The organism is Segatella copri (assembly GCF_019249765.2).
Classification (GTDB): domain Bacteria; phylum Bacteroidota; class Bacteroidia; order Bacteroidales; family Bacteroidaceae; genus Prevotella; species Prevotella copri_K.
The window spans coordinates 2376883-2389043 of record NZ_CP152484.1; the positions used below are offsets into that span (position 1 = coordinate 2376883).

General features: G+C 45.3%; 9 protein-coding genes and 1 pseudogene. 6 read left to right on the forward strand and 4 right to left on the reverse strand.

Translation table 11 applies throughout. From position 1 onward, the window contains the following. Positions 1 to 53: 53 nt before the first annotated feature. Positions 54 to 500, forward strand: coding sequence for a DUF6078 family protein (locus KUA46_RS10335; protein ID WP_006848382.1), 447 nt, complete (start codon positions 54 to 56; stop codon positions 498 to 500). A gap of 234 nt (positions 501 to 734) precedes the next feature. Next, complete coding sequence (locus KUA46_RS10340; protein WP_218487406.1) at positions 735 to 2816, forward strand: VapE domain-containing protein; 2082 nt, start codon at positions 735 to 737, stop codon at positions 2814 to 2816. 592 nt (positions 2817 to 3408) lie between these two features. Here KUA46_RS10340 and KUA46_RS10345 read toward each other — a convergent pair. Together KUA46_RS10345 and KUA46_RS10350 are read right to left on the reverse strand one after the other, a co-directional pair. Beyond that, a complete protein-coding gene (locus KUA46_RS10345) occupies positions 3409 to 3615 on the reverse strand; it encodes a DUF3791 domain-containing protein (protein ID WP_006848384.1) in 207 nt (68 codons plus the stop codon). 37 nt (positions 3616 to 3652) lie between these two features. Then, complete coding sequence (locus tag KUA46_RS10350) at positions 3653 to 3901, reverse strand: DUF3791 domain-containing protein (RefSeq protein WP_218487405.1); 249 nt, start codon at positions 3899 to 3901, stop codon at positions 3653 to 3655. A 340-nt stretch (positions 3902 to 4241) separates the two neighbouring features. Here KUA46_RS10350 and KUA46_RS10355 point away from each other — a divergent pair. Then, positions 4242 to 4415: pseudogene (locus KUA46_RS10355) on the forward strand (PDDEXK nuclease domain-containing protein); the annotation flags it as partial. An 835-nt stretch (positions 4416 to 5250) separates the two neighbouring features. Here the strand turns inward: KUA46_RS10355 and KUA46_RS10360 are convergent. Together KUA46_RS10360 and KUA46_RS10365 are read right to left on the reverse strand one after the other, a co-directional pair. Then, positions 5251 to 6519, reverse strand: a complete 1269-nt coding sequence (locus KUA46_RS10360) for an ammonium transporter (RefSeq protein WP_218487404.1) — start codon at positions 6517 to 6519, stop codon at positions 5251 to 5253. 101 nt (positions 6520 to 6620) lie between these two features. After that, the gene (locus KUA46_RS10365) at positions 6621 to 6977 is read right to left on the reverse strand and encodes a P-II family nitrogen regulator (protein ID WP_006849503.1); all 357 of its coding nucleotides are present in this window, start codon (positions 6975 to 6977) and stop codon (positions 6621 to 6623) included. Positions 6978 to 7431: 454 nt separating this feature from the next. Between KUA46_RS10365 and dapF the strand changes: the two genes are divergently transcribed. From dapF to KUA46_RS10380, 3 genes are all read left to right on the forward strand, one after another. Then, a complete protein-coding gene (gene dapF, locus KUA46_RS10370; protein ID WP_218487403.1) occupies positions 7432 to 8277 on the forward strand; it encodes a diaminopimelate epimerase in 846 nt (281 codons plus the stop codon). A gap of 268 nt (positions 8278 to 8545) precedes the next feature. Then, the gene (locus tag KUA46_RS10375; RefSeq protein ID WP_153073375.1) at positions 8546 to 9778 is read left to right on the forward strand and encodes an LL-diaminopimelate aminotransferase; all 1233 of its coding nucleotides are present in this window, start codon (positions 8546 to 8548) and stop codon (positions 9776 to 9778) included. A gap of 56 nt (positions 9779 to 9834) precedes the next feature. Further along, a complete protein-coding gene (locus KUA46_RS10380; RefSeq protein WP_022120370.1) occupies positions 9835 to 12024 on the forward strand; it encodes a glutamine synthetase III in 2190 nt (729 codons plus the stop codon). The last annotated feature ends 137 nt before the right edge of the window (positions 12025 to 12161 follow it).

The window sequence follows — 12161 nt, forward strand, 5'->3', positions numbered from 1 at the left end:
AGCTTACGACTCCTGTGAAACCACTTTTTATACAATTTTAATCCCAAAGACCAATGACACAAGCAGATTTAGTCAGACTCTACTTCAACAAAGAAAGTGCTTACAACTCATGGGACTATTGCTTTAACCAGCAATGCCCACTGGCTCAGGAATGTGCACACTATCTGTCCGTAACCTACAAGAAACCGGAGCAGACCAAAGGCTACGCCATCTATCCCGATGCCTACCATGACAACAAGTGCGAACATTTTCTGCAGCTACAGATGATGAAAATGGCATACGGCTTTATGAATATTCTTGAAGAACTGAAGCGTAAAGACGAAGCCAGTTTCAGAGTACACATGACTTCCTACTTCGGAAGCAAGACTTCATACTATCGTTATAAATTAGGACAGACAGGACTCGTACCCGAACAGCAGCAGTACGTGCTGAAATGGTGCCAGCAACATGGCTACACCAACATGAGGTTCGACCGGTATGCAGAAGAGGTTAACTATTAACAGCCGCACGCCGATAAAGATTTTAACCCACGTACATGGTCACTCGTACCCGTGCACATGAGTATCCGTACCCATGTACACGGGTACGGATGACCAACACGTTGAGCACAAATGACCGAGACGATGGTCACGAATGACCGGCGTAGCTGGGCACATTTGCCCAACGCCTTGGGCAAAGTTGGGCAAAACCATCGGCAACCCTAAGTATCACCCTATCAATAAATTAGCAGAAATATGAAGTTTACTATTACAAGAATCAACAAGCAGAACAAGTTGATGGTCAGTTCGAAAACCGTAGAACGGTTTCTGGAGCGCATCGCTAAAGATGATGCCAAGCTGAGTGTCACCAATTTCAGAATGAGTGTGCCACTCATGGAGGCCGACTACCAGTACTACAAAGGCATCAAGGAATGGCAGCACGTTTATCCAGCCGCAAAATTCAATAAGGATGAAAGCGGCAATCTCGTCTTCCAGAAATCAAACGGGCTGGTGATGCTCCACTTCATCAATCTCATGTCGGACCAGGAAAAAGATGCCGTCAAGAAGACGGTCAGTCTGCTGCCGATGACCTTCGCTGCCTTCGAAGGAGCCGACGGCAGAAGCCTCATCGTGCTCGTAAGCATCTGCAACGAAGAAGGAAAAATCCCGACAAAAGAAGCCGATGCCGACTTACTCTACCAGTCTGCCTACGAACAGGTAAAAACGCTCTACCAGTCGCAGGTACAGGCAGCCATCAAACCCGAAAAACCATCATTGGCTTCCAACTTCATGCTTACGATGGATGCCTCTCCTTATTATAACAGCAAGGCAGTGGCAATGCGCATCTCCCAAAATATGAAGAAGGTAGCCTCAGCCCCTAAGAATGTAGACGATCTGAAGACATACGATGACTATGAGTTTCTTTATCGCAAGGCAGCAGAAGAGACGAAGGAAGAGATGAAAAAAGCCAACATCTCATGGCAGAACGATGAAGACCGGTTCCTTGCCGGTTTCTCAGCCATCGCCATCAAGCTCTGCAACATGGGCCTCAGCGAAGAAGAAGCTTTCATCCATATCCGCCGCAACAACTGGGGACATGTGACAGAAGAGAAACTCCGCCAGATAGTGGGCACCGCTTACGATACCCATTCCAAAGACAGGAAGACGGAGAAATCAGCCTCAGGCAGAAAAGGCCGTGCCGAAATTCTGCAGATGATCAGATACCTGGAGAGCCGGTACCAGTTCCGTTACAATACCGTGATGAAATATACCGAATACCGCCCGAACAATTCATGGGTTGGCGATTTCAGACCGGTGGATGCCCGTGTGCAGAAAAGCATGACGCTGGATGTTCAGATAGCCGACATCCACGTAAGCATCAAGGATGTAAGGAATTTTCTAGAGTCAGACCGCATCAGAAATTACAGCCCAATAGAGTCCTATCTCTATGACTGTCTGGGAAAATGGGACGGCAAGGACCGCATCCGTGCCCTGGCACGAACCGTACCCACCAACAATCCTCATTGGGAAGGCTGGTTTTACACCTGGTTTCTGGGAATGGTTGACCAGTGGCGCGGCATGTATCGCCGTCAATATGGCAACAGTACCATGCCGCTGCTCATTTCCAAGCAGGGTTACAACAAGAGCACCTTCTGCCGCCGTCTCATCCCTACCGAATTATCGTGGGGCTTCAGCGACAACATGATTCTCTCAGAAAAGCGTCAGGTATTGCAGGCGATGTCACAATTTCTGCTCATCAATCTCGATGAGTTCAATCAGATTTCACCACAGGTGCAGCAGGGATTTCTGAAGAATCTGCTGCAGTTGCCTACGGTGAAAATCAAGCCGCCATACGGAAGTCATGTACAGGAATTTCCTCGTCTAGCCTCCTTCATCGCCACCAGCAACATGACCGATATTCTTTCCGACCCATCCGGCAACCGCCGTTTCCTGGGAGTAGAACTGACGGGACCTATCGATGTGAGTGGCAGACTGAACTATGAGCAGCTTTATGCGCAGGCGATGCAAGCTTTGGAGCGTGGCGAAAAATCCTATTTCGACGCCAAGGAAACCGCCATCATCATGCAACATAACAGACAATTTGAGCAGATTTCCCCTATCAAGCAATGTTTTCTGCAGGTTTTCGAGCCTGCAAGTACCCCGGAAAATGGCGAATATCTGATGGCAGCCGCCATTTTCGGCATTTTGAAGCAGAAATTCGGCTCTTCTCTCCAGGTTTCGAGTATACAGAAATTGGGCAGAGAGCTTCAGAACATAGAAGGTTTGAAGAACCGGAGAACAAGATTTGGTACTGAGTATCTGGTAGTTAGGAAATAACCTACACACTTTCCATCTCATTTTCTCATAAAAAGAGTGTGGCAATGCGTGGCATTAGGTGGCAACAGAAATACCGCTTACTGCCACGCATTATTCACTTATAATCAGAGAGTTAAATGCATTGGTGATAGATGTGGCAATAAAGACAGCAAAACAGCACCATGTAAAGTGGTTGTTCGGAATTTCCGAACAACCACTTTTTGCTTTACCATTTGCATGTATTGACAATTGTGCCGAAATCATGAACTTCATTATGCGAACTCATCCACTTCATTTCACGAGTTCATCTACTTCATTGAGTTGACACATACGGCTGCAGTGGCTGAAGGAGACGACTGAGTTAGCAGCAAGAGTCGAATGCAGTGGCTGATGGAGTCGAATGCATTAGCTGAAGGAGTCGAATGCAGTGGCTGAAGGAGACGAATGCAGTGACCGGAGGAGACGAATGCGATTGCTGAAGGAGTCGAATGCGATAGCTGAAGGAGACACATTTGCACATTATTACATAAAGATAGCACCTTGACCGTACTAAACATACAGTCAAGGTGCTACAGTACAAATAATCTTCCTTCTCTAATTATCCATCGCTTTACTATTGCTTATTCCTTAACTCTTCTATCAAGTCATTTACAATATATGTATCACTCATTAGATGCAAGCCAAGTTCTTTGTCATGTAACATACGGCAAACATCAGAGTCATAGAATATCTGTAATGCCCTGTCGGTTGATATATGTAACGTATCAGCTAGTTGCTTTATGATACGAGCGATTTTATTCCATAATAAGAAATCCAACATAATTATATCCTTTCATATGATTTGAATTGCTTTTCCATTATTCTTTTCTTTCCCAATTTTTAAGAGCTTCGACCACATCATTCGCTACAGCTTCCCGGCTCTCTGTATGTAGAGTGTCATAGCAATCTTGGATGAGACTCTTGATTAGCCCCACCTTATCCAATCGCTTTCTCATTTCAGACGGCAATATACCCATTTTTTGTGCCGAAGCCTCGATAGCCAACACCGTAAAGGCGAGGCGGTCAAACTCTGGGTCACTTTTCAGCAACAGTTCTCTATCTTCCATTCTTTACAAAATATTGTATTTAAATGCAAATTTAAAGATTTTCTCTGATATTCCACTCAATTTCGGAGTTAAATAAAGAAAAATAGACTGATTTTGCCAAAATCTTTGCTGGTGATGGAAGAAGAATCATAAAAGAGTACAAAGATTCTGTATTTTGATTAAGCATTCAAACAAGCAACAGACTTATTCTAACGTTAAATAACTGTTTGAAAAAATTGGCTCAGTTCACAAAAATGGAATTGCCATCAGCCGCAACGGGATTTGTGCCAACAGAATTGGCACAAATTCCAAGTGTTCTCTTTTTTACTGGTTGGAGTAATCATCAACTCATCTTGAACCGCTCGACCAAGAAGAACGCAGGTCTAATGAGAATCCGACAATCGGCATCATCTTGTGCAAAGAATCAGACATGGAAACTGTTCGTTTTGCCCTCAATCGCAGCATGAGTCCTATGATGATTATGCAATACAAAGAGCAATTAAAAGTTAGGTGGAGTTATCCAACGCAGTATTGAAGAATACTGCAAATATATCACATCTATATGATACAATCCAAGAAATAGTTATTCATAAAAGCGCAAGCACAATCATCCCAGCATTGTGCTTAACTTTTTCTGGAACTCGGATATTTACACCGACAATTAGAGCTAATTTACACCGACATGAACCTTGCCTTCATACCTTATAATACCTGTTATTTTCATTACCGCCAAATCATTTCTCCGTTCTTAAAGTCTCCGACAAGGTTACCTACAAAGTCTCCGACATTTATTGTCGGTAACCAACTCTAAACAAAAAGATAACATACTAGTTTTCAACACTTTTCCTTACCGACACATTACCGACATGTCTCCGACATTTATCTCCGACATTTACATCGGCATTACCGCCACTATTACCGCCACATTACCGCCAAAACAATATTTGCACCGGCATTTTACACCGACATTTACACCGACAATACAGCAGCAACCTTCAGCGTTCACAGACCAGCAGCTAATTTGATTACTTTCGCAAAATTATCCCAAAAGGGATAAGAACAGAAGAAACAGGGATTACACATTATTATATATAGGAATTCTTAGGGAAAATGGTGGGCATAACATTATTGAATATCAACAACTTAAAAGTTTCATTGTGCAAGTTGAGGCAATTTCATTGTGCAAGTTGAGGCAATTTCATTGTGCAAGTTGAGGCAATTTCATTGTGCAAGTTGTGGCATTTTCATTGTGCAAGTTGTGGCTATTTCATTATGCAAGTTGAGGATTTATCATAAAAAAAAATGGTGTTTCATTCCTCAAAATGAAACACCATTGACCTAAATTTTATGCTGATAATCGAATTTCGCAATTAGTTGCTATAAGCACTCTCACCATGCTCGTAGATGTCGAGACCTTCCTCCTCTACTCGCTTGTCAACACGTACACCTACACTCTTATCTACTACCTTGAAGATAATGTAGGTAACTACTACGCTGTAGATGATGCTTACCACGGTGGCTACAACCTGAATCCAGAGCTGATGCCAGTCGCCATAAAGGGCACCCTGTACACCTTCGGCTCCTGTTACATACTGAGTGGCGAAGACACCGGTGAGGATAGATCCCAGAATACCACCCATGCCATGAACACCAAAGGCATCGAGAGCATCATCATACTTGAACTTCTCCTTTACAACAGCTACCATGAAGAAGCAGACGATGGTGGAAATGATACCGATGCAGAAAGCTCCGAAAATATCGGTACTGCCGGCTGCAGGAGTGATGGCTACCAGTCCGGCTACAGCACCGGTACAAGCACCTACTGTGGTTGGCTTCTTGTTCACAATCCAGTCGATGAGCATCCAGGTAGTGGCTGCCGCTGCTGTTGCGATATGGGTTACAAGGAAGGCGTTGGCTGCCAGACCATCAGCTGCCAATCCGCTACCGGCATTGAAACCGAACCATCCCAACCAGAGGAATGACATACCCATGAACACGAAGGTGATGTTGTGAGGTGTGATAGGATGACCTGCACGGTAATCATCTCGCTTGCCTACACAGAGTGCCATGACCAGAGCGGCTACACCGGCATTGATATGAACCACGGTACCACCCGCAAAGTCGATGGCTCCCATCTCCTGCAGGAAACCGCCACCCCATACCCAGTGGGCCATTGGAAGATAAGCGATGATAACCCAGAGGATGGTGAAAAGTACATAACCGCTGAACTTGACACGCTCGGCAAAAGCACCGAGAATCAAGGCTGGAGTAATCAGGGCGAACATGCACTGGAACATTGCAAAGGTGAGCTCCGGAATGCCTGTAGGCATGATGGCATCCAAGCCGATGCCGTGAAGAAAACATTTATCGAAACCACCGATGACGTAAGCCAGAGGATTGCCCGAATCGGCATATTCTGTAGAGAAAGCCCAGGAATAACCGAAGGCTACCCATATCAGACTGACTACTGCCACTATGAAAACCGTCTGCATCAGAATGCTGAGAATATTCTTCTGGCGCACCAAACCACCATAAAAAAGTGCTATACCCGGGATTGACATCAAAAGCACCAAGATGGTTGCCATGATCATCCACGCTGTGTTACCCGTATCAAGTGTAGTCAATAATAAACTGCTCATAAAAATATCTTATAGTTAAATTAGAATACTAAATAATATTTATTAAAGATAAGTAAGAATGCCTAATTCAACATTCAACACTTAACATTCAACATTTTAAATTATTCCTCTTTCTCAGCGTTATACAATGCGATGTCGCCTCGCTCGCCGGTTCTGATTCTAACGGTATCGAGTACAGGAATCACGAAGATTCTGCCGTCTCCTACTTCACCGGTCTGTGCAGCGCCCTGGATGGCGGCGATGGTAGGCTCCACATTCTTGTCACGAACCACGATGTTCAGAAGCACACGCTCGATGCTGCTGGTATCGTACATCACACCACGGTAAATGCGAGCCTGGCGCATTTTACCCTCACCTCTTACATTATAATAAGAGAACCACTCGATGTCTGCTGCTAAAAGCGCCTTCTTGACATCCTCGAATCTAGACTTGCGGATAATTGCCTCAATCTTCTTCATAATCCTTTAATAATTAATAATGTGTTAATACTTCTATTGATTGTCTCTTTTCGAAAACGGACCTTCATTGGTTGCTATCCAAATCAAGTCATTCTTTTACACTATGTTCGTTTTCGGCTGCAAAATTAATACATTTTGTCAGTATTTTAAAGAAAACACAAGCATTTTGTTTCTGCTTTTTATCGAATATTTTAAATTTATCGAGGCTTATCATATTCTCCTTACAATTTGTAAGGCAGAAAGCATTTTTATGACACAAATTGTAAGATAGCGAAAAATAATCAAGATTTCTGTATTTATTTTCTTGCATATCTCAACAAATCGTCGTACCTTTGCAATCGAAATCAAACAAATAGTCATCGAAATATTCGAAAGACTAGCAAAAAGTCAAATCTCAAAAGAGATAAGACATGAGAGATAAAAGAAGAGTATTCAAACATAAAGAACAACGCAGATGAAAGAAACAGTTCATTTTACAAAGATGCAGGGAGCGGGTAACGATTATATATATGTAGATACCCAGATATACGATATCCCTGACCCAGAGAAGGCGGCCATTGCCTGGAGTGCTTACCACACAGGCATAGGAAGCGACGGACTGGTTCTCATCGGAAAGCCGCAAGACAGCAGAAGAGCAGATTATTCGATGCGTATCTTCAACGCCGATGGTTCAGAAGCGATGATGTGCGGCAATGCAAGCCGATGCATCGGTAAGTATCTTTACGAAAAAGGATTGACCCGAAAGGACACCATCCGACTGGAAACACTTTCGGGTATCAAGATATTGAAACTTCATCTTCAGGATAATAAGAAAGTTGTGGAATCGGTAACAGTAGACATGCTGAAACCCAAACTTGAAAATCCCGAGCAATTCATAGGCCCTTCGGTGCTCGAAGCTGACGGCAGAAAATTTGAAGGCACCTATGTTTGCATGGGTAATCCGCATTTCGTTACCTTCGTGGATGACATCGACACCATCGACATCGCCCACTATGGTAAAATTCTGGAAAGAGACAAGGCATTTCCCCAGAGATGCAACATAGAATTTGCACAAGTAACTGACACAGACGCCATAAGGACACGAGTTTGGGAAAGGGGAAGCGGAATAACAATGGCTTGCGGAACAGGAGCCTGTGCCACAGCCGTAGCCGCAGCCCTTACCAAGCGTACTGGCAGAAAAAGCAGTATCGTGATGGATGGCGGAACGCTGGAAATAGAATATAGCGAGGCTGATGATCATGTTTACATGACAGGACCTGCAGCATTCGCCTTTGAAGGAGAAATCCAGTTGGAATGTTAATATAGGGAGTGTTGAATGTGGAATGTTGAATGTGGAATTTAACTGCACCCACCAAGTCTCTGGAGTGTTGAATGTGGAATGTTGAATGTTGAATTTAGCTGCACCCACCAAGTCTCTGGAGTGTTGAATGTGGAATGTTGAATGTTGAATTTAACTGCACCCACCAAGTCAACATTCAACATTCAACACTCAACATTAAAATTAGAGAGAACGCAAACTTAAATAACAAATGGTCGATAATGACCACAAATAAAAGGAGAAACAAAATATGGCATTAGTTAATGAACATTTCCTGAAGTTGGCCAACAATTACCTGTTTGCCGACATCGCAAAGAAGGTGAACGCCTACAAGATTGCACATCCAAAGCAGCGTGTAATCAGTCTGGGCATCGGTGACGTAACCCAGCCTCTCTGCCCTGCCGTCATCAAGGCGATGCACAAGGCTGTAGACGAGATGGCTGAGCAGGCTTCTTTCAGAGGCTACGGTCCGGAGCGAGGCTACGACTTCCTCCGCGAGGCTATCATCAAGAACGACTTCCTGCCACGTGGCATTCATCTCGACGCCAACGAGGTATTCGTAAACGATGGAGCCAAGAGTGATACAGGAAATATCCAGGAGATTTTGAGATGGGATAACAACATCGGCGTCACCGACCCGATTTATCCTGTATATATCGACTCTAACGTGATGATTGGCAGAGCGGGAGTCTTTGAGAACGGCAAGTGGAGCAACGTAACCTACATGCCATGTGATGAGAGTGACGACTTCATCCCTCAGATTCCAGACCACCGTGTGGATATGATTTATCTCTGCTATCCAAATAACCCAACAGGTACGGTCATCTCGAAGGAAGAACTCAGAAAATGGGTAAACTATGCTATCAAGAACGAGAGCATCATCCTCTATGATGCTGCCTACGAGGCATATATCACCGACCCATCAATTCCTCATTCTATCTACGAGATTCGTGGAGCCAGAAAGGTAGCGATAGAATTCCACAGTTATTCGAAGACTGCCGGATTCACCGGTGTGCGTTGTGGTTACACCATCGTTCCTAAGGAGTTGAAGGCAAAGACATTGGCAGGTGAGGAAGTGGCATTGAATCCTATCTGGGACCGCCGCCAGTGCACCAAGTTTAATGGTACAAGCTATATCAGCCAGCGTGCTGCCGAAGCCATCTACACCCCAGAGGGTAAGGAACAGGTGAAGGCAACCATCAATTACTATATGGAGAATGCCCACTTCATGAGAGCAGAACTCCAGAAACTCGGCTTGAGAGTATATGGCGGCGAGAATGCACCTTATCTCTGGGTGAAGACACCAAACAACACGCCAAGCTGGAAATTCTTCGAAGAGATGCTTTATGGTGCCAGCGTAGTCTGCACTCCAGGTGTCGGCTTCGGTCCATCGGGCGAAGGCTACATCCGACTCACCGCCTTCGGCGAGCATGAGGACTGCAAGGAAGCCATGGAGAGAATTGCCAAATGGCTGGGAAAATAAACATTCCAACAGAATATAAAAACATTGAAAATCAGAAATTTTAAATTATATAAGGTATGAGCAACTTAAGATTTGAAGCTGTTTCAGAGGCTTCCAAGAGAAAGCCTGTTGAGGTAACCGCTCCTAGCGAGCGACCAAGTGAATTCTTCGGAAAGAAGGTATTCAACCGACAGAAGATGTACAAGTATCTCCCTGCAGATGTCTATGAGAAACTGGTAGACGTCATCGACAACGGAGCTCGTCTCGACCGTAACATCGCCAACGCCGTAGCCAAAGGCATCAAGCAGTGGGCTGACGAGAATGGCGTAACCCACTACACTCACTGGTTCCAGCCATTGACAGAAGGTACTGCCGAGAAGCACGATGCCTTCATCGAGCATGATGGCAAGGGTGGTATGATCGAGGAATTTTCAGGCAAGTTGCTCGTTCAGCAGGAGCCTGATGCATCATCTTTCCCATCTGGCGGTATCCGCTCTACCTTCGAGGCTCGCGGTTATTCTGCATGGGATCCAACATCTCCTGTATTTATCATCGACGATACACTCTGTATCCCTACCGTCTTCATCTCTTACACAGGTGAGGCACTCGACTATAAAGCTCCATTGCTCCGTTCATTGCACGCTGTAAACGTAGCAGCAACAGAGGTTTGCCACTACTTCAACCCAGATGTCAAGAAAGTTATTTCCAATCTCGGTTGGGAGCAGGAGTACTTCCTGGTAGATGAGAGTTTGTATGCAGCACGTCCTGACCTGATGTTGACAGGCCGCACCCTGATGGGTCACGATTCTGCCAAGAACCAGCAGATGGACGACCACTACTTCGGAGCCATCCCAGAGCGTGTTCAGGCATTCATGAAGGATTTGGAAATCCAGGCTCTTGAACTCGGTATTCCTTGCAAGACCCGCCACAACGAGGTAGCACCAAACCAGTTTGAGTTGGCACCTATCTTCGAGGAGACCAACCTTGCCGTTGACCACAACATGCTCCTGATGAGCTTGATGAAGAAGGTAGCTCGCCATCACGGTTTCCGCGTACTTCTCCATGAGAAGCCATTCGCAGGCATCAACGGTTCCGGTAAGCACAACAACTGGAGTCTCGCTACAGATACCGGCATCCTGCTCCATGGTCCTGGCAAGACACCAGAGGACAACCTCCGCTTCGTAGTCTTCATCACAGAGACTTTGATGGGTGTATACAAGCACAACGGTTTGCTCAAGGCATCTATCATGAGCGCTACCAATGCGCATCGTCTGGGCGCCAACGAGGCACCTCCAGCAATCATCTCTTCATTCCTCGGCAAGCAGTTGACCGACCTTCTCGAGCACATTGAGAAAGCCGACAAGAAGGATCTCTTCACCGTGGCTGGCAAGCAGGGCATGAAGTTGGATATCCCTGAGATTCCAGAGTTGATGATTGATAACACCGACCGTAACCGTACATCACCATTCGCCTTTACCGGTAACCGTTTCGAGTTCCGTGCCGTAGGTTCTGAGGCTAACTGTGCATCAGCAATGATCGTATTGAACACCGCCGTAGCCGAGGCTTTGACCGACTTCAAGAAGCGTGTGGATGAGTTGATTGCCAAGGGTGAGGATAAGACATCTGCCATCATCGATATCGTTCGTCAGGATTTGAAGACCTGCAAGCCAATCCGTTTCGACGGCAATGGTTACTCAGATGAGTGGGTAGAGGAAGCAGCTAAGCGTGGTTTGGACTGCGAGAAGAGCTGTCCTAAGATTTTCGAGCGTTATCTCGACCCTGCCACTATCAAGATGTTCGAGGATATGGGCGTCATGAAGAAGAACGAGTTGGAAGCTCGTAACGAAGTGAAATGGGAGACCTACACCAAGAAGATTCAGATTGAGGCTCGTGTAATGGGCGACTTGAGCATGAACCACATCATCCCAGTGGCTACTCACTATCAGAGCCAGTTGGCTAAGAATGTGGAGAACATGATTGATATCTTCGGCGACGAGGAAGGCAAGAAGTTGACTGCCCGCAACATCAATATCATCAAGAAGATTGCCGAGCGCACTCAGATTATCGAGACCGGTGTTGAGGAGTTGGTAAATGCCCGCAAGGTTGCCAACAAGATTGAGAATGAGCACGATAAGGCGATAGCTTATCATGACACGGTAGCTCCAAAGATGGAGGAGATCCGTTATCAGATTGATAAGTTGGAGTTGACAGTAGCCGATGAGCTCTGGACATTGCCTAAGTATCGTGAGCTCCTGTTCATCCGCTAATCAGCAATGTCTTCCAACATAAGACATATTTCTGACAAATAAAAAAACAAAGCTCTAACAAGAGCTACTCTTCATCAGATATAACAATTGAACGATCAATCTATTTCTTTTATTGGTTGTTTAAGTTTGCGCGGAGT

Coding starts and splice junctions, on each gene's coding strand:
- KUA46_RS10335 (WP_006848382.1), top strand. CDS start 54: ATGACACAAGCAGATTTAGTCAGACTCTACTTCAACAAAGAAAGTGCT.
- KUA46_RS10340 (WP_218487406.1), top strand. CDS start 735: ATGAAGTTTACTATTACAAGAATCAACAAGCAGAACAAGTTGATGGTC.
- KUA46_RS10345 (WP_006848384.1), bottom strand. CDS start 3,615: ATGTTGGATTTCTTATTATGGAATAAAATCGCTCGTATCATAAAGCAA.
- KUA46_RS10350 (WP_218487405.1), bottom strand. CDS start 3,901: ATGGAAGATAGAGAACTGTTGCTGAAAAGTGACCCAGAGTTTGACCGC.
- KUA46_RS10360 (WP_218487404.1), bottom strand. CDS start 6,519: ATGAGCAGTTTATTATTGACTACACTTGATACGGGTAACACAGCGTGG.
- KUA46_RS10365 (WP_006849503.1), bottom strand. CDS start 6,977: ATGAAGAAGATTGAGGCAATTATCCGCAAGTCTAGATTCGAGGATGTC.
- dapF (WP_218487403.1), top strand. CDS start 7,432: ATGAAAGAAACAGTTCATTTTACAAAGATGCAGGGAGCGGGTAACGAT.
- KUA46_RS10375 (WP_153073375.1), top strand. CDS start 8,546: ATGGCATTAGTTAATGAACATTTCCTGAAGTTGGCCAACAATTACCTG.
- KUA46_RS10380 (WP_022120370.1), top strand. CDS start 9,835: ATGAGCAACTTAAGATTTGAAGCTGTTTCAGAGGCTTCCAAGAGAAAG.